The sequence below is a fragment of the Streptomyces sp. NPDC044064 genome (assembly GCF_056434245.1).
The window spans coordinates 70,751-89,748 of the sequence record NZ_JBWKFN010000020.1 but is presented as its reverse complement, the minus strand read 5'-3'; the positions used below and the strand labels follow the sequence as shown (position 1 = coordinate 89,748).

The 18,998-nt window shown below is 71.5% G+C and carries 12 protein-coding genes; 10 read left to right on the top strand and 2 right to left on the bottom strand.

What is annotated here, in order from left to right; translation table 11 throughout:
- Positions 1–87: 87 nt before the first annotated feature.
- From AC07DS_RS29540 to AC07DS_RS29510, 7 genes are all read left to right on the top strand, one after another.
- Entirely contained in the window at positions 88–1,362 is a 1,275-nt protein-coding gene (locus AC07DS_RS29540; protein ID WP_479150140.1) for an MFS transporter, read from the top strand.
- Positions 1,359–2,378: a hypothetical protein gene (locus AC07DS_RS29535; RefSeq protein WP_479150138.1), complete on the top strand. Its 1,020-nt coding sequence runs from the start codon at positions 1,359–1,361 to the stop codon at positions 2,376–2,378. The genes AC07DS_RS29540 and AC07DS_RS29535 overlap by 4 nt, the downstream gene beginning before the upstream one ends.
- A 171-nt stretch (positions 2,379–2,549) precedes the next feature.
- Entirely contained in the window at positions 2,550–3,704 is a 1,155-nt protein-coding gene (locus AC07DS_RS29530; protein ID WP_479150136.1) for a serpin family protein, read from the top strand.
- Positions 3,705–3,791: 87 nt separating this feature from the next.
- Positions 3,792–4,475 (top strand): hypothetical protein, encoded by a 684-nt coding sequence (locus AC07DS_RS29525; RefSeq protein ID WP_479150134.1) that lies wholly within the window; start codon positions 3,792–3,794, stop codon positions 4,473–4,475.
- Positions 4,469–5,311 carry a DUF2207 family protein gene (locus AC07DS_RS29520; protein ID WP_479150132.1) on the top strand — a complete coding sequence of 281 codons (843 nt, stop codon included), beginning with the start codon at positions 4,469–4,471 and terminating at the stop codon, positions 5,309–5,311. Before AC07DS_RS29525 ends, AC07DS_RS29520 begins: the two co-directional genes overlap by 7 nt.
- A gap of 36 nt (positions 5,312–5,347) precedes the next feature.
- A complete protein-coding gene (locus AC07DS_RS29515; RefSeq protein ID WP_479150130.1) occupies positions 5,348–5,770 on the top strand; it encodes a hypothetical protein in 423 nt (140 codons plus the stop codon).
- A 44-nt stretch (positions 5,771–5,814) separates the two neighbouring features.
- Positions 5,815–8,694 carry a helix-turn-helix transcriptional regulator gene (locus tag AC07DS_RS29510; protein WP_479150128.1) on the top strand — a complete coding sequence of 960 codons (2,880 nt, stop codon included), beginning with the start codon at positions 5,815–5,817 and terminating at the stop codon, positions 8,692–8,694.
- Between the two features lie 59 nt (positions 8,695–8,753).
- Here the strand turns inward: AC07DS_RS29510 and AC07DS_RS29505 are convergent, their stop codons facing one another.
- The gene (locus AC07DS_RS29505; RefSeq protein ID WP_479150126.1) at positions 8,754–9,608 is read right to left on the bottom strand and encodes a hypothetical protein; all 855 of its coding nucleotides are present in this window, start codon (positions 9,606–9,608) and stop codon (positions 8,754–8,756) included.
- A gap of 219 nt (positions 9,609–9,827) precedes the next feature.
- Entirely contained in the window at positions 9,828–12,602 is a 2,775-nt protein-coding gene (locus AC07DS_RS29500; RefSeq protein WP_479150125.1) for a WD40 repeat domain-containing protein, read from the bottom strand.
- 294 nt (positions 12,603–12,896) lie between these two features.
- On the opposite strand from AC07DS_RS29500, the gene AC07DS_RS29495 reads away from it, so the two are divergent.
- From AC07DS_RS29495 to AC07DS_RS29485, 3 genes are all read left to right on the top strand, one after another.
- Positions 12,897–15,773 (top strand): helix-turn-helix transcriptional regulator, encoded by a 2,877-nt coding sequence (locus AC07DS_RS29495; protein ID WP_479150124.1) that lies wholly within the window; start codon positions 12,897–12,899, stop codon positions 15,771–15,773.
- 159 nt (positions 15,774–15,932) lie between these two features.
- Positions 15,933–16,751, top strand: a complete 819-nt coding sequence (locus AC07DS_RS29490; protein WP_479150123.1) for a hypothetical protein — start codon at positions 15,933–15,935, stop codon at positions 16,749–16,751.
- A complete protein-coding gene (locus AC07DS_RS29485; protein ID WP_479150122.1) occupies positions 16,751–18,994 on the top strand; it encodes a bifunctional serine/threonine-protein kinase/ABC transporter substrate-binding protein in 2,244 nt (747 codons plus the stop codon). The genes AC07DS_RS29490 and AC07DS_RS29485 overlap by 1 nt, the downstream gene beginning before the upstream one ends.
- Positions 18,995–18,998: the final 4 nt, after the last annotated feature.

The following is an 18,998-nucleotide window of genomic DNA, read 5'->3' as shown; positions in this document are numbered from 1 at the left end:
CCGACGCGAACCCGCCGGCGGCCGGAACCCCACACCTGATTCCGGCCGCCGGCCCTCCCCCGCCGCCCCGAGGAAGCGAGCACGGCCGTGTATCTGTCCACCGTCGACCGACCGCCGAAGGACCGCCCCGACCGAGGCCGGCGCGCCGGCCCGGCCTCGGTCGGGGCCAACGTCCTGGCACTGGGAACGGTGAGCCTGCTCACCGATGTCTCCGCGGAGATGGTCACGGCCGTCCTCCCGCTCTACCTGGTCCTCACCCTGCACATGGGTCCGGCGGCGTACGGCATGGTCGACGGCCTGTACACGGGGGCGACGGCCCTGCTGCGACTGGTCGGGGGCTTCGTCGCCGACCGCTTCCGCAGGCGCAAGCCCGTGGCCGCGGTCGGCTACGGTGTCTCGGCGCTGGCCAAGCTGGGCCTCGTCGCCGCCGGCTCCTCGGTGCCGGCCCTCGGTGCGGTCATCGTCGCCGACCGCACCGGAAAGGGGCTGCGTACGGCCCCGCGCGACGCGCTCATCACACTGTCCGTCCCCGAGCCGCTGCTGGGGAGGGCGTTCGGGGTCCACCGTGCCATGGACAGCGCGGGTGCGTTCGCCGGGCCGTTGGCCGCGCTCGGCGTGCTGGCGGCCGTGGGAACGGTCACCCCGGCCGCCTTCGACGCACTGTTCCTCACCAGCTTCTGCGTGGCCGCCGCCGGCCTGCTGGCCCTGGCGTTCCTCGTCCGCGACCACCGCGACAAGCGCCCGCCGACCGCGCCCGTCACCCTGCGCGCCGCCGCTGGGCTCCTTGGCGAGGCGCCCGTCCGCAGGCTCCTGTACACCGCCGGGCTCCTGGGGCTGGCCACCGTCGGCGACGGCTTCGTCTATCTGCTGCTGATGCAGCGCCACACCGTGACGACCGGCTGGTTCCCGCTCCTGGCCGTGGGCACCAACCTGGTGTACCTGCTGCTCGCCACTCCCCTCGGTGCGCTCGCAGACCGGTTCGGCCGCCGCACGGTGCTGTTGTCCGGTTTCGGAGCGCTGGTGGCCGTATACCTGCTGCTGGGCAGCCCGTTGGACGGCATGCCGCTGGCAGTCGCAGTGCTCTGCTGTCACGGCGCCTTCTACGCCGCCACGGACGGAGTCCTGATGGCCCTGGCCGGCCCCGCCCTCCCCGCCGACCTGCGTACCACCGGCCTGGCCTGCGTACAGACCGTCCAGGCCCTGGCCTACTTGGCCTCCTCGGTGGCCTTCGGCGCCGCCTGGGCGAACTGGGGAGGCACCACCGCGGCCTGGGCCGCCGCGGGCGCCGCCACCGTCGCGGCCACGGCAGCCGTCACCCTGCTTCCGCGCCCCACGATCGAGAAGGAATCGGTCACGTCATGACCAAACGCAACACCCGGCTCCTCACCGTGATCATCATCCTGGGCCATCTGGCTGCGCTGGCCGCCCTGGCAGCCCTGGCCATCCTGGACGCCCGGGACGCCGGGGCGTCCTCGCGGTCGGCGGCGACCGGCACCGTCTCCATCGCCCCCGGGCCACGTCTGCTGGCCCGCAGCACGGCCGCGGACAGCGAAGGCCGTCTGGTCGCCGTACCGGCGAACGCCCCGGGCGGCAGAAGGGTGGTGTCGGCGTTGTCGTGCAGCAGGCTCTACGCGGCCGGGGGCACGGGCCTGTGCCTGCGCCTCGACCCGGGGCTGACGACCTACCAGCTCGTGGTCCTCGACCGGCGCCTCAAGCCCACCCGTGAGATACCCCTGGTCGGGGTGCCCAACCGGGCCAGAGTCTCGCCCAGCGGACGGCTGGTCGCCTGGACGGTGTTCGTCGCCGGTGACTCCTACAACGGAGGGCGGTTCTCCACCCGAGTCGGCATCCTCGACACCCGTACTCAGGAGCTCATCCCGACGCTGGAGGACTGGAGGGTCACCGTGTCGGGCAAGCCGTACAAGGCCAGGGACCTCAACTTCTGGGGCGTCACGTTCGCGGCCGACGACCGCCGCTTCTACGCGACCATGTCCACCTCCGGCCACCGCTACCTGGTCCTGGGCGACCTGGCCACCCACCGCCTGCGCACGGTCGGGGACAACGTCGAGTGCCCCTCCCTCTCCCCGGACGGCACCCGCATCGCCTTCAAGTCCGCCCTCGACGGCGACCCGCACCACGGGTGGCGGCTTTCGGTCCTCGACCTGGCCACCCACCGGGTCACTCCGCTCGCCGAGACCCGCAGCGTGGACGACCAGGCCGCGTGGCTCGACGAGCACTCCGTCGCCTACTCGCTCCCCCGGGGACGGGGCCACGCCGACGTCTGGAGTGTGCCCGCCGACGGCACCGGCACCCCTCGCAGGATCATCCCCGACGCGGAGTCGCCCGCCGCGCTCGACCCCGCTCCGCAGAACCGCTGACCCCGGCCGAGCCGCAGCGTCCGCGCCCGCTCCCCGATTAGGTACCGGCCTGCGTGATTGCACCGATGCCGAGGCGGCCCGGGGTGCGACAGGCTTACCGTGCTGCACCGAAACGGCCTGTACCGGTCAGGGCGTTCCGCACCGTGCGGGCGGTGCGCGGTGGGAGGCAGAGTGGCTCAAGTCGTACGTGCTCACCATGTCGGCGCGGTCCGGGCGTTCGCGGAGCGCTTGCTGGCGTCGGTGATCGATGACGCGCCGGTGCGGGCGGCGAACGGTGATTTCGCCTGCTCGCCCATCGGTCTGTGGCTCGTGCTGTCGGCCGTTGCCGCTGGGGCCCGGTCGGAGACGGCGCAGGAACTGCATGAACTGCTCGGTGCGGCCGGGCCGGAGGCCGCCTCCGCCGCCACCGAGGTGGCCGCGCGGCTGTCGGAAACGGAAGGGCTGGCGGTCGCGACGGGCGTGTGGTCACGGATCCCGGTCTTCCGGGATTTCCGGGACGGGCTGCCGGACATCAGCTTCGGTCACCTGGACCCCGCCGATCCTTCGGCGATCAATGCCTGGGTGCGGAGGGCGACCGGCGGACTCCTCCGTGAGCTGCCGGACTGCCCGGACGAGGACGATCTGATCCTGCTCGTCAACGCGCTGGCGGTGGAAGGCAAGTGGGCATCCGGGTTCAAGCAGCAGAACACCGCCGACCGGACCTTCACCGACGCCCAGGGCGTCGAGCACCTCGTCCCGACCATGGCCAAGACGCTGCCGGGGACCCGGTGCGCCTGGACGGTGGAGGTCCCCTCCGGCAGCGCCGCGGACGAGGTGGATGTGGTGGCGCTGCTCTGCGAGGCGGAGCCCGGCCGGCTGCCGCTGCAGGTGAGTCTCGTGCTGGGAGCACCGGGCCGGGGCCCCGCGGACGTCCTGCCCGCCGCCTGGGCTCCGCACGAGCGCCGACGGCCGGTCGACGCGGACGAGGTGACCATCGCCCTCCCGCGGCTCCACCTGCGTACGCGTCTGGAGGCGGAGCGGCACCTCGCCCCGCTCGGCGCGCCCCTGTCCGTGTCCGCTCGCGCCGACTTCTCCGGCCTGTCTCCCGAACCACTCCGTATCGCCGGGGTCACCCAGGAATCGGTACTCAGGATGGATGAGGAGGGTGTGCGAGCGGCGGCCGTGACGCAGGTCCGGAAGAACACCCGGAGCGTCTCGGGACACGTACCGCGGACCAGGCACATCGCGTTCGACAGGCCGTTCGGCCTCGTACTCTTCGCCGGCAGCAGCGGACTGCCCCTGTTCACCGCGTGGCAGGCATCGGCGCCCCGGTCGCCCCATTCCTGACATGGAGCGACGAGTCGTGAAGGGAGTCCGGCCGGCGCGGCGTTCGCGCCCCTCCGGCTCCGGCACACAAGGGGGAGGCAGGGGTTGGTGAAGCTGCTGAGCGGCGATTACCGGAGGCGGGCGGTCCGCGTACGGTCGGACACCGATATGCGGGGCGTGCTGTGGCCCGCCTCCTTTCCGCACGCGCCCAGGGCCAGGGTCACGGCTCACGCGCTCGCCGTGCTCGTGATCGTGGCCGCGGTGTGCGGGGGGTACATCGTCTTCTACTGGGCCGATGACCCACAGGTCACCGACCGGTACCGCCTCGACGCTCTGTCCCGGGGCGCGTGCACGATGGCGATACCGGTGCTGTCGATGTGCGTGGTGCTGTCCCGCGCGGTGCGGGGCCGGTTCGGCGCGCTGTACTGGCTGCTGTCCGCCCTGGCCTGGGTGACAGCGACGATGGCGGTCCCGTTGCTGGTGGCGGGAACCGCCGTGACGAACGACAACGACTACTGCACGGCGATGCTGCCCGAGCATCCGCCGGCGGCCCATGTGCTGCCCGCGAGTCTGCTGGCCGCGCTTGCCGCGGGATCGGCCTCCGCGTGGAGCGCGTGGGCGGTCTCCCAGGGACGGATACGGCCGACGGCTCTCTACACGGCCTGGCTCGTCACGGTGGCCGTCGCCGTGATCGCGGCCCTGGCCCCGCAGTTGCACTCGGCCCAGACCTGTGGTCCCGAGTCAGGGGCCGCGGCGATACCCAGTGGCTCTGCCCGGGAGTACTCATGGTGAGCTCGCTGATCGTGCTCACGCTCTGTCCAGTGCTGTTCGGGGCCTTGGTGTACGCCGTGCGCAGACGCGAGGCCATGGCTCCCGTGCCGGTTCCTCCGCCGCCTCAGGAGTTGGCTGCGGCGCTGGTGAACCTGCTGCTGGGGAAGGGCGAGGTCACCCCGAAGGCCATCGAGACGACCAGTCTCGAACTGGTCCGCGCGGGCCGGCTGCGGCTTGAGCAGAAGGCCGACGGCACGCGAACCGTCCGGCTCGCCGATGAGGCGGACAGCCGGCGACCCCTGCGCGCCTTCGAGGAGCTCCTGCTCGAACGCGTCCGCCACCGCTGCCGAGTCCACGTCGACCGAGTGCCGATGGAGGCGCTCGGGCCGGGGGACGGCGACGAGTACTGGCTGTGGTGGCGGGACTTTCAACGCAGTGTCCAGAAGGAGGCGTTGGCCCTCGGACTGATCCTGCGGAGGCGTGAGAAGTCCGTGACCTGGATGCTGTGGATCGCCGGGGGACTTACCTGGGTGGGCGTGCTGTACGCCTGCTCAGGATTCGGCCAGATCGTGTTCGACGTGGTCTTCAAAGCGACCGTCCTGCCCTCGGTGCCCGTGGTGTTGTGGTTCCAGCGATTCCCGCGCAGGTCCCGCTCGCGTCTTACGGCCGCCGGCCGGCAGGCGTCGGCCTGGTGGCGAGCGTGCCCGCACGCCGCGGCACACCGGCTACCGGACCGGCAGGTGGGGTCGAACGGCCCGGAGTCGGCGTTGCCCGTGCGCGCGCCCCGCCGGATCTGGTCGTCGTACGAGAAGTCGTGGCACGTCGTCGACACGGCACCGCTGGACCGACCGCGCTAGGGCCGCGTATGGCAACTCGTCATCCTGGCCGTCGTCGTGTGCGCCGCGACGGTCACGCTGTCTCTGACCGCACGCCTTCCTCATGGTGCGGCACTCGACGCCGGCCCTGCACTGGTCGGCGCAGTGGTGGCGGCTCTCTGGCTGCCCGCTCACCGCCGGATCCGAAGGGTCCCGGCGGAGTCGGCCTTCCGCGGTGCGGTCATCTCCCGCTGGGACTACACCACGCATCACGACGATCCGCCCACCATCACCGTGCACTACTGCTGTTCGATCGAGGACCCCGGGTCGCACAGGGCATGGTCCTTCAAGGTGGACGAGTGGCGCCGCCCGATGTTCTCGAACCCTTCGAATCCACAACTGGAGAACCGCTTCCGGGTGGGCGACGTGGTCGACGTGCACTGCAGTCCGCGCCGGCGAAAGATATACGGCATCACCATGGTCGAGGCCGTACCACGCTGACGGACCCCGCTCTTGCGTGGTCCGGCCCTTTTGAAATGCCAGGAGTGAAGAACCGCTTGTCAGCGGAGACGGTTATCGTGCGCTGCATGGCTCACGATGTTCAGGATGGCGATTTGTCCGCCGCTCGTTCGACGCTGCCGGCTGACCGGTCCAATGACGGGATCTCCGATACCGTCGATGCGGAGGGGCCGGAATCCTCTGAGCCTGACGGCACGCCACTCGCATCCCACGGGGTGCCTGCCCTCGCTCGTCGCCTGTTCGGTCGGGCGGCTCAAGTCGAGAAGCTGGTGGCCGCGCTTGCCGATGTGCGGTCGGGCCGAGGACGGGCGATCGCGCTCGCCGGAGAGCCGGGCATCGGCAAGAGCGCGCTGATGTGGACGGTGGCTGCACATGCCCGGGCGACCGGCATCCGGGTGCTCGCGAAACACGTGCAGGGCTCGGACGCGCCCCTCCTTCCGGACAGCCTGGATCTGCCGGCCAGGGGCGATTCGAACCGCTCTGCAGCACAGCAGGCGCCCGCCCCCGCTCTGTTGGCAGCCGTTGACGACCTGCATCAACTCCCCGGCGATCGGATTGCGGACGCTGAGCGGCTGATCGAGGCGGCCGCCGTCGGTCCCGTGTTGTGCCTGATGGCCTATCGGCAGCGCCAGCTCTCGCCCGCGCTCGCTTCCGTACTGTCCCGCGCGGCATCCGCGGGTCTGCTGGAGGTGTGGAACCTCGGGCCGCTGTCCCAGGAAGAGGCCGAGGAGCTGCTCCGTGACCATCCCGGCGTGAAAGACGTCGACGAGGTCCGGCACGAGGCCATGGGCAACCCCCAGTACCTCAAGGTGCTCGCCACCAACGGTGAGGCGAGCACCGACGCGGGTATGGCGATCCTCGGTGAACTGGCCGGCCTCGACCGCACCACTCTCACCACGGTCCAGGCCGCAGCGGTCATCGGCGAACGGTTCCATCCTGAGCTGCTCGCGGCGGTTGCGGGCCTGGCGATGCCGGAGACCATGCGTGCGCTCGACACACTCACCCGCCTGGACCTGGTCCGGCCTGTCGAGCCCGCCCCTCAGCTGTCGCTGCGTCACCGGGCGGTGGGGGACGTCGTCTACCACCGGCTCGAACCCACCGAGCGCTTCGTCCTGCACCAACGTGCCGAGCGGGCACTGGCCGAGCGGGCAGCTCCGATCACACAGCGCGCGCATCACATCGCACGCGCCGCCGACCCGAGCCAACCGGAGCACGTCACGACCTTGATAGCCGCGGCACGCGACTCGCTCCACACCTCCCCCCGGGTGGCAGCCGGCCACCTGCGGACCGCCTTGTCGCTGATCAACGAGGGCGAACCGCACTGGCACGAGGCGCAGGTCCTGTTCGCCCGCACTCGGCTGCTGACCGGAGACGCATCCGAGAGCCGAGCGCTTCTGGACGCACTGCGTTCGGCCATCCCCGGCCAACCGCCCCGCGACGCGAGCGCGATCGCCGATTCCAGCCGCCTCGAACGACGGCTCGGCCACTACTCCGAAGCCGGCGCCATCGCCCGCTCCGGACTCGAAGCGCTGGCCGACAACGACACCGCGACCGCCGCCGCCCTCCACACCGAACTGGCCGACTACGCCTACGACCGGCAGGACTACCGGACATCCCGGGAGCATGCCGAGACGGCCGCGGAGATTGCGCGCAGGCACCATGACCGCGCCGGTGAAGCCAAGGCCCTGGCGCAGGCCGCCGTCGCCCACCTGTTCACGGCCGACCAGACCGCGGCACAGACGACGGCGACCAGGGCAGCCGAAATCATCGACGCCGCCTCCGACGCCACTCTCCTGGCCAACCTGGAGGCCACACACCAACTCGGCATGACGGAGGGCATGCTCGGACGGCTGGCGGACGCCGAACGCCATCTCGAACGCGGTGCGGCACTGTCCCGGCGCACCGGACAGACATACATGCAACGGGAGATACTCTCCACGCTCGCGAACACCCAACTCCGTTCCGGAAACCTGCGTCGTGCGCTGGTGACCCTCGACGAAACCGCTCGCCACGTCGAAGGCCTCGGCGGACCCGCGGCTCAGGCGATCATCGCGATGGTGCGGGCCGAGATCCTGTTCTGGCTGAACAGCCCCAGCGATCTTCAGGAGGTGATGGCACTGGCCGAGCACGCCGAAGCCCTCGCCAGCACCTCCCCTTTCGCCTGGGCCGTCAGTGTCCGCTGCTTCCACGCGGAGTTCGTGCTGCTCACCGGTGACGCGGCGCGCGCCCGGTGGCTCCTCGTCGATGCCGCGGGAGGGCCCGAACTGCCCAGGCTCACCACCTGGCGCAAGCCGCGCTGGTGCGACACCCTCGCACAGGCGGCGCTTGCCGAGGGCGACCACGAGTCGGCCGAACACTGGGCGCGACTGGCAGAGGTCTCCTACGAACAGCTTCCCTCCACAGGCCGACGTGGCTTCCCCCTGCGCGCTCGCATGCGCGCCCACGCGTTGAACGGGGACACCGATCGGGCGGTCGAGTGCGCACACGAGGCCATCGCGGACTTCTCAGCCGGCGGTCAGCGCATCGAGACCTGCCGGACGCTGCTCGCGGCAGCGGACGTGTCCCGGGCCGCAGGGCGAACCGATGACATGGACGGCCTGCTGGGCCGGGCCGCGGACCTGGCCCAGCAGTGCGACTCGGCCCGTCTGGCCGCTGAAGTCGACGACCGGCGGAGCAGGGCTTCCGCGCTCCCCGGTTCGCCCGGCGCCGACGACGCGCTCGCCGTTCTCACCGGACGGGAACGGGAGATCGCCGGTCTTGTCAGCACCGGACTGACCAACCAGGAGATCGCCGCCGCTCTCTTCCTCAGCGTGCGGACGGTGGAGAGCCACCTGGCCCGGATCTATCGAAAACTCGACGTGCCGAACCGTGCGAGCCTCACCCGCACGATGCTGAACGCGCTTTGAGGCACCCGGCCAGGGATCCTGCGCAAGCCGCCCTCCTGCCACACGCTGCCGGCCGGGCGCTACTTGACGTCGACGTAGTCGCCGGCCGACGTGGAGGCGGCGGTGGTGGTGGTGCTGGTCGCGAAGGAGAAGCGGTAGTAGCCGTCGGCCGTGGCCCTGGTGGTGGTCCTGAGCGCGCCGCCGGCGCCGCTGGTGACCGTCTTCAGGGTGGTGTAGGTGTGGCTGCCCTTCTTCCGGTACTGCAGCAGCACCTTCTGTCCTGTGGCACCCACGTACGTGCCGGCGTTCCAGTCGGCGCGCTTCAGCTTGCCGGTGACGGTGATGGTCCTGCCCTTCCTCACCGGTTCCGGGGTGGCGTCGAGGGTCAGCTGGGAGGCCTTCTTGATCCTGGTGGTGGCGACGTCGTCGTTGTAGCTGGCATTCGCGTAGAGGTCGTAGCCGCCGAGGAACAGCTTCCAGGTCCCGGCGACACCGTTGTTCTTCAGATCGGAAGCCGCGTTGATGTGGAAGACGGCCTTGCAGCTGTAGACACCGGTCCGGGTCGTCGACTCGGCGCAGACGGGGTCGTCGCCGGTACCCAGAGAACCGGTGATGGTGTCCGTGCTGGAACTGTCGGTGCCCTGCCACAGAAAGGCTTCCGTGAGCGCGACGCCGCTCGAACTGGTTGCGGTGTACGTGACGACGACGGTCTTCTTGGTGGTGACGCCCAGGACTATGTCCTTGCCGCCGTTGATGACGGCCTTCGAGAAGGTGATGTCACCCAGCGAGGTGTCCGGGTGGGCGGTCTTCGCGGTGAAGTCGCCGAGCCCGGTGGACGCACCCGGACGCTCCGCCGCCTGGGCGGCTGCCGGAAGTGCGAGCGCGGACACAACGATGGCACCGGAAACAACGGCGGCCGTGGCATGCATACGCATGTGAATCCCCCCTGGTCGAGAGTGGCCCGCCGAAGTACCTGCTTCGGCCGGGCCTGTTGGCATGTGCACAGTACGCAGCACAGGGCACGGCCCCGCATCCGCGCAATCACGCAGTCCACTACGCAAGTCCGTCGCAGAAGCCGCTGAACGGGTCGGCATGAGCAACGCCGCCCGAGCATGCGCGGTCCGCGATCACGGCAACTGAAGTGAGCGGCCGCACTACATGGTGAGCGAGAGCTTGAAGACCCCGCAGTCGTGTCCGACGATCACCTCGGAACCAGCGGCGGCCAGGCAGGTGACCGCCACGTCCAGGGCGATGTGCTGCACCGTGCCGCTCTCCGGTTCCCATACCCGCAGGCTGCGCCCCTGCTTGCTCCCGGTGAGCAGGACGGTGCCCCGGCCCGGGAGCGTGGTGACAGCCATGGCCGTCAGTGGGCTGCCAGGACTGTCCGGGGGCAGGCCGTCATCCACCGGGGCACCGGTCGCGGGATCCCACAGCATGACCACGCCGTTGCGATCTCCGGTGGCCAGCACCGTACGGTCGCGCATGGGCACAGCTGCCACGACTGCCACGCGGTGACGAAGCTCCTCGAGTGCCCGTTTGCTCAGCGGTACGGCCGCGCCCGGTTCCCAGGGGTCGTCGACGGCCGGATCCCACATGTGTACGTCACCCTGCCTGTCCGAGGCAGCGATCAACGTGTGGCCGGGAGCGATCCGGACCGCGGCGGTCGATTCGATCGGACGGCCATAAGGGTTGAGACGCCCGGCCGACTCACCCGTCGACGGATCGCGCAGCCGGACCGCACCCCGGGACGTAGCGGTGACGAGCAGGGTCCGGCCGTCCGGCACCGTCGCGGTGCACATCCCGCTCACCGCGCCGAGCCAGTTGCCGACCGGTTCGCGGACCGGACGCCCGGAGATCGGGTCCCACAGGGCGATCGTCCCGGTGTCGCCCCCGCTCGCCAGCAGGATGTCACCCTCAGGCAGAGGAAGAGCCGTCATCGACCTGACGGGGTCGGGATGTCCCGGCAGCGGGTCATGACGAAGTCGGCCGTCGGCCATGTCCCACAGCCACACCACACCCCTGTCCCCGGCTCCCGCCACAAGAGTCGGTCCACCGGGTCGTGACACGACCGCCAGCGAGTTGACGCCCTCGTGAGAGCCGGGCGCGGAATCGGCGAACACCGTCACACGGCCCCGGGGCGTGCCGTCGGCCGCGAGCAGAGCGCTCCCGTCGCGCCGAAGCCCGGTCACCGCCGCATCGGCTCGCCCGGCCGCTGCGGACGCCACCGCGGTGGCCGACCAGTCGGCGATCGTCCACGCCTGCTCGGCATGGTCCTGGGGGTGCGCGCCGCCGGGAGCATCCGCCAGACAGTCGGCGATCGTCCACGTCCGCTCGCAGTTCGGGCAGCGAAAGCATCCGGTCAGCAACATCAGTTTCCGGGCCCATTCCCTCCCGGCCCATTCCGGGGTGCCCTTGACCGCGACCATGGCGGCGACCAGGCAGAGGACGGCCTGCCCCGGCGTCTCGGGGGGTACGCCTGCCGCCGCGGCCGCGCGTGCCACCCTCAGGAAGGGTTCCCATTCCTCCCCCAGCGCCGCTTCCCGCAGCACCGCGGCGACCTCGCCCCAGGGGTGTTCTCCCTGACGGACCTGAGCGGGATCGGGGAACTCCGGAGCCTGGAAAGGCGGACGCAGGGGGTCGACGAAGAACTCGGGAATCTCGGTGTCGATGTCGCACCCGGGGCACACCAGCTGGAGATGACGTTCCTCGGGCACGAGGAACCACCACAGCGCCCTGCCCATGTGGTGACCGGCGAGAGCCACGCAGGAGAGCGCGAGGTAGGCGCAGTCCGTCACAGGAGTGTCGGCGGCGAGGAAGCTTCGCACAGCCGCCTGTTCGGCCGGACGAAGTGCGGCACGGAACCCCTCTTCGAGATCGGCAGGGACGGGAGCACTGCCCTCCGCGGTCACCATGAGTCCCATGTCCACCCACAGGTCCACGAACCGCGCCGGAGACTGCGCCGCTGCCACCTCGACGAGGTGCGGCAGCACTGCGTAGGCGCCGTCGTAGACGGTTTCCTGCTGCAACAGGCCGTCGGCCACGCACCTCCAGGCGGCTTTCCATGCGTCACCGGTGTCGGTGGCACCCGTGGACGCCATCGCCCCCAGGACCTTCTTCACGTCCTCGACCGCCACACCGTCGAGGTCGAGCCAACGGGGGCTGTGCAAGGGCAGCTTGGGAATCATGGGATGAGAACTCTCCGTAAACTCTGACGACCGGGGCGCATGGCACCAGGATCGTGCGAAGTCCTCCACGCGGTCGGCGAACTCACCGGCCCGGACCCGGTCGCCGGTGGCGGCTGCCACCTCCACGAGCAGGACCAGTACGTTCACCGACCACAGCTCGTCGGCGGGGACATGACGGCTCATCTCCTCGGCACGGGCGGCGAACCCGAGCGCGTGACGGGTGTCGCCGTTGCCGGCCGCCACCTTCGCCGGCATGGCCCAGGCTCTGAGCTGCTCGTGCGGATGGCGGAGCCCTTCTGCCAGGGCCGCAGCCCTGTCGTGTGCGCCGGTACGGGCCCACGCCAGGAGCAGGGCGACCAGTGCCCGATCCCGCAGCGGACGCCGGGGAATCGAGTCGACCAGTGCCTGGGCGCCCCGGAGATCTCCCGCGCCGGCCGCGGCCTGCACCAGTTCCACCAGCACATCGCCCTGGCGGTTCTGATCGCTGATCGTGTACGCCGGCTCAGCCGCGCGGGCGAGCCGGCCCGAGCGGGCCAGCCCCGTAATGAACCAGCGGGGATCCCACTTGTCACCTCTGACCGCGTCGCACCACGCCGACAGACGCAGAACCGCCGACAGGCACGGCTCGAACCCGCTGCGAAGGATGTCCCGGCCGGCGTCGCTCTCGGGGACCAGGCAGCCGCCGTCCTCCGCATCCCGCTTCGCCCGGAGCCAGGTGCCCCAGTTGTCCAGCCGGTCCAGCATGCCTGTGGTGCTCCCCCGATGCTTCCGTGGGCGCCGGTCTCCTCGGTCGGCCTGGACACCGATTCTGCCCCGCACAGCATGGATGCGGGTCCGTGGAATCACGTAGTTCATCACGGAAGTCACGCCGGGGCCCGGAAGTTCCATGCATGAGCGAGAGCCTCGATGCGGCGGTCCCGCCGCGCCCGTCCCTGCCTGCACGAACACGGTGCCGGCTGTGTGGCCGCATAAGGTGAGCTGTGGGGAACGAACATCGACGCGGGTGAGCAGGTCACCGGCTGAGCGGGGGGCGACGGCGTGGCAGGACTGGTGGGCAGGTCGTCGGAACTCGCACGGCTGGACGCCCTGCTTGCGGGCCTGGGCCGGTCGGACCTGCCGAAGGTCGTCGACATCGTCGGTGAACCCGGCATCGGGAAGAGCAAGTTGCTCGACGAAGTGTGCGCGCGGGCCCGCACAACCGGGTTCACCGTACTGCGCGGCCGGGCCACGGAGTACGAACAGCACGTCCCCTACCAGTTGTTCACCGACGCGTTGGCCGATTCCGGCCCACAGGACGCCGGCCCCGCCCTCGCCGAAGCGCACTCGGTCCTGTGCGGCATCCGGAAGGGGCCGGGCGACGGATCCGCCGAAGGCACCGCCGCCCGGTTCGAGCTGCATCGTGCGATCGCCGCGCTCCTGACGCACATGGGTGAGCAGGGTCTGGTGCTGGCCCTGGACGACCTGCACTGGGCGGATCCCGCCTCCCGCGAGCTCGTGGACCACCTGATCCGGCACCCTGCGCGCGGACGCGTCCTCCTGGTGATGGCCAGGCGGGTCCGGCAGACACCGACCTCTCTGACCGCGGCGCTGACGCGCGGCGCAGCCGGCGGAGCCGTGCTCCAGCTCGCCCTGGAGCCGCTCTCCGAGCAGGAATCCGTCCTGGTGCTGGGTCCCGACGTTCCCGAGGACCGGGCCAAGCGGCTGCACGCCGCCAGCGAGGGCAACCCCCTGTATCTGTTCGCCCTGGTGCACGCCTACCGCACAGGGGTGTCATCGCGCGGCCACACGCCCGACGGACACGGCGACGCCCTGGACCCGGCCGGCGTACCCGGTGGGCTCGCCGCGCTGCTGCTCGACGAGTTGGCCACGCTCACCGGGCAGCAGCGCCGGCTCGTCGAGGCGGTGGCGGCGCTCGGCGACCACGCGACGCTCGGCATGCTGACCGTGGCGACCGGGCTGTCCCCCCAGGACATCGAGCACGAGACCGGTGCCCTGGTCGTGCGGGATCTGCTGCGCGCCGGGCCGGGCGGCAGGTGGGCGCTGCGCCATCCCCTGCTCCGGGCCCTGGTCTACGAGGGAACCGCGCCGGGGTGGCGGGCCGAGGTCCACCGCCGTGCCGCGCACGAACTGGCCCGTGGCGGCGCTCCCGCGACCGAGCGGGCCCGCCACGTCGAACGGTCGCTGACCGGCTGGGACCCCCAGGCCGCACAGGTGCTCGTCGAGGCCGCCGCAGGGTTCGCGGCGACCGCTCCGGCCACGGCCGCCCATCTGCTGGATGTCGTCCTCACTCATATGCCGGACAGCCCAGACCGTTTCGGACAACGCGGCGAACTGGTCCTGGCCCGCGCCCGCGCGCTGGGCGTCAGCGGGAGCCTCCAGGAGAGCCGGGACCTGCTGCACATCCTGATCGAGACGGCCGGCAAGGGCCATCCCGAACTGCGTACGCAGGCAGTCGCCCAGTGCGCTGTGATGGAGCGGCACCTCGGCCACTCCCCCGAGGCCACCGCCCTGCTGCGCCGTGAGCTGTCCCGCGATCCGGGCCCGTCCCCCACCCAGGCGGTCTCCCTGCGACTGGCCCTCGGGATGTCCGCCCTGCTGACCGCGTCCTATCCGGAGGCACGCGAGGACGTCGCGGAGGCTGTCGCCCTCGCACGTTCCCACGACCATCCGACCGGCGAGGCGGCGGCGCTGGCCCTGGCGGCCCTGGGCGAGGCGTACGAGGGGGAGACGGAGGCGGCGGCTCGTTTCGCCGATGCCGCCGGTTCACTCACGGACGCGCTGACCGATCCCGGTCTCGCGGATCTGTGCGAGGCGCTGGTCTGGCTGGCCTGGGCGGAAACCCTGCTGGAGCGCTACGGCGACGCCGAGCGGCACATCACCCGAGGCCTCCGCATCGCCCGCCGCACCGGACAACTCCACGTCCTGCCCCACCTGTTGACGAGCCGGGCCTTCGTCCACCTCACCACCTGCCGGCTGCCGTCCGCGCTGGAGGCCGCCGAGGAGGCGGAGTCCATCGCCCGGGCCGCGGGCAGCGACGAACTCCTGGGCTTCACCCTGGCCATCAAAACACTGGTGCTGTTGCTGGTGCGTCCGCTGGGGGACGGCAGCGCCCTGTCCACCGGCGAGGAGGCCGTCGCCGCGGCAGGCCGGAGCAGGGGCTGGTGGTCCTCCCTGGCCTGGTGCATGCTCGGGCACGCGACGTACGCGAGCGGAGACCACCACCGCGCGCAGGAGGCCATCACGACGGCGGGCGGCGGCGCTGAACTGCCGCTGCTGCAACCGTCGATCCGTCCGGGCCAGCTCGACACCCTCGTGGGCGCGGCCCTCGCCGCCGGTGACGTGGACCAGGCCGTGCGCTGGGCCGCACAGGCGATGCGCGAGGCCGACCGGCTGCATCTCGACGGTCAGCGCGCGGCCGCCCTGCGCGCCGAGGCCTCGCTGGTCGAGCGCCACGGCGACACCGGCACAGCCGTACGGCTCCTCGAAGCGGCCGCACAGGAATACGTCCGCTGCGGCCAGACCCTGTGGGAGGCATACTCCCTGCTACGGGCGGCGCCCCTGGCGCAGCGCACCGGGCAGGGGGCACGCGCCGCCGAGATGTGGCACCGGGCCCACCGGATCGCCGTCGCCGGCGGCGCGCGCCTGCTGGTGGACCTCGCCGAACTGATCCGCCCCCAGGTGATGACGGAGACGGCGACGGTGCCGGCGCAGCTGGCCGAGCTGACGGCCCGTGAGCTGGAGGTGGCCGAGCTCGTGGCGCGGGGGCTGAGCAACCAGGACATCGCCGCTCGGCTCCACCTCAGCCGACGCACCGTCGAGACCCACCTGTCCTCGATCTACCGCAAGATGTCGGTGCCCTCCCGCGCGGCCCTGGCCGGACTCATGACCCGCGTCGGGCTGGGAGCCGGACCCTGAGCCACGTCCGGCGGGCGGGCCCGGCACACCGCACATCGGGCCCCGCACCTGGGGAGCACGGAAACACGTAGGGAGTTACGTGTTTCCACTGAGGCGTCTTCCCCCCGCGGCCGTCTACGTTCGGCAGTCGGACGGATCGACGGGTGCAGAGGGGACTGCGTGAAGAGCAACACCCGAGGTGTACGGGGAAGTTGGGTGGCGCTCGTGGTGGCGGGGAGTCTGCTGGCCGGGTGTTCGGCACAGGGGGCGGACGGCGGCTCCTCGCGTCGAACGGGGTCTCCCACGCACACCGCGACGCCCGAAGCCGCGGCGCCCCCGTCGGGCGGCTCTTCCACCACCCCCGCCTTCAGACCCGATGCCGACCTCGTCCCGAGGACCTCGAAGGACGGGCAGGACCTGGTGGACTCCGTGGTGTTCGCCCCGGGCGACTGGGGACGGGGCTTCGTCGCGCAGGATCCGGCCGAGAGCACCCCGGGCACCTGGGCCGTGCTGGACGACAACTGCCACTGGGAGCGGCCGAAGCTCCCCCGAGGCGTACTGGCCGCCCTGTCCCGCTACAGCCGGCTGCCCGCCGGCGGAGGGAAAGGTGCCGTCAAGGTGACGGCCTCGGCCACCGCGCACTCCTCCGTCCTCGGCGCCGACGAACAGCTGAGCACCACGCTGGAGGAAGTCCTGCGCTGCCCGGAGCAACAGCCACGGGCCGACGAACGGATCACGGGGCTGAACTCCCTCGGCACCCCCTTCGGCGCCCGCGAGCAGGACTACGCCGACGACTCGGTACTGGAGGCCGGTCAGTACGTCGGAAAGGGCGGCAACGCCCAGCCCTACCTGTGGATGGTCGCCCGGCTGGGCACGGTCGTCGCGGCCGTCTCCGTGACGGGCGGAAAAGGGCACACCCAGGAAGAACTCCAGGGACTGGGCAGCACCGCCCTGGGTCAGATGCTGGTGCGCGTCCGGCAGCGATTGAAGGGGAAGTGATGGAGCCGCTGCGTACCTCGGACCCGTCCCGGCTGGCGGGCCATCGGCTGCTCGGGCGGCTCGGCGCGGGGGGCATGGGTGTGGTGTACCTGGCCCGCTCGGCCGGCGGTGCACTGGTCGCGCTGAAGGTGATTCAGGCCGAGTACGCCGAGGACGCCGGATTCCGGGAGCGTTTCCGGCGCGAGGCCGAGACGGCCCGCCGGATGACCAGCCCCTGGGTGGCGTCCCTGGTGGACGCGGACCCCGAGGCGGCGGCGCCCTGGCTGGCCACCGTGTTCGTGCCGGGGCCCTCGCTGGGCGAGGCCGTCGCCGCACACGGGCCGCTGCCCGTACGGAGCGTGCGGGTGCTGGGCGCCCGTCTCGCCCAGGCGCTGCGCGACCTCCACGCGGTCGGCCTCGTGCACCGGGACGTCAAGCCGGGCAATGTGCTGCTGGCGCTCGACGGCCCCCGGCTGATCGACTTCGGTGTGGCCCGCGATCTGCAGGACACCGCGCTCACGTCGACCGGTGTCGTGGTCGGCACCCCCGGCTTCCTGGCACCGGAACAGGCCCAGGGCGGGCGGGAGGTGGGCCCGGCCGGCGACGTCTTCTCGCTGGGCTGCGTGCTGACCCACGCGGCCACCGGCCGGCCCCCGTTCGGTACGGGCTCCCTCGACGCGCTGCTGTACCGAACGGTGCACGACACTCCGGATCTGGAGGGTGTTCCGCAGGAGCTCGCCGAAGTGGTGCGCGGCTGTCTGGAGAAGGACCCGCGGCAGCGGCCCACCGCGGAGGCGTTGTCGCAGGCCCTCGCGGCCACCGAGCCCGCCGACCCGCGGGAGATCCTCCGGGCGGTACGTCCTTCCGCGCGGCAGGACCAGGAACCCGCTGACGAGGACTGGTTGCCCGAACCGTTGATCCGGCTGATCGCCGAACGGTCGGCCGCAGGGCTCGGGCTGCCTGCCGTGGATGACACCGAGGTCGCCTCCGAGTCCGCCGACACCACTGCGGCGGACGACGCGGACGCACAGCCGTCGGGACGTGCCGTCGGCAGACGCCGTCTCCTCGTCCTCACCGGGGGCGCGGTGACCGTCGCGGCCGGAGGCGGTCTGGCCGCCTGGGCCGCGCTCTCCGGTGACGGCGGGGGGAACGGCTCCAGCGCCGCCCCGACGGCAAGGGGGCCCGTGCACACGATCGGCCTGCAGGCCGATCTGAGCGGTGACCACAGGGCGGTGGGCCGGGCTCAGGAGCGGGGACTGCGGCTCGCGGTCGACGAGTTCAACTCCCGCGGCGACAGGCCGTTCACGCTCGCCGTGCGGACGGTGGACGACGGCGGGGTTCCGGCCAGGGCCCCGGCGGTGGCCAAGCGGCTGGTCACCGACCCTTCCGTGCTGGCCGTGATCGGTCCCACCACGGACGACACCGCCCTGGCCTCGCTGACGACGTACGACACCGCGTCACTGCCCCTCATCGCGGTGTCACCCGGCGCCACCGTGCTGGGCGTGACGGGCAGCCGGTCCTTCCTCCACGCCCGCGTGACGGACACGATCCTGCCGTTCTATCTCCGCGCCTACCTGCACGGCACCGCGAAGTCGCACACGATCGGAATCGTCGACGACCGGGCGGCGGACGCGTACGCGTGGGAGATCAGCAGCTCGCTCTCCCGCATGCTTCACCAGGACCGGCAGCCGGTCGTCCCCAAGGTGGTCAGCGCGTTGCGCAGGGACTTCGGACCGACGCTCGACGCCCTGCTCGACGGTGGAGCGGACTCCGTGGTCTTCGCCGGCTACCACGACCGCGCCGCGCTGCTGGCCAGGGAATTGACACACCGTCACTTCGCGGGCGCGCGAGCCGCCGCCCAGGGAGTGCTCGACACCCGGTTCCTGTCCGCCGCCGGGGACGCGGCCGACGGCTGGGTGGTCGTCGCCCCCGTCATGGACGCCTCCGTGGCACCCGAGGCCAAGGCGTTCGCGGCCGCGTACCGCAGGCGTTTCGATGCCGAACCTCAGCGGTATGCCGTCGAGGCGTACGACGTGGCCCGGTTGATCGTGCAGGCTCTGAGTTCGCTGTCCGCCGGACGCGTGACCCGGCAGAACCTGGCGACGGCGCTGCGCGGGGCCTCGTACAAGGGGATCACGAAGAACTTCGCCTTCGACAAGAAGACGGGCTCACTGGTCATCGACGGCCGCGGCGTCTATCTGTGGAAGGTCGACGGCGGCCGGTTCGGGTACCAGGGCGCGGCGCCGTTCCAGGTGTCCACCTGATGGG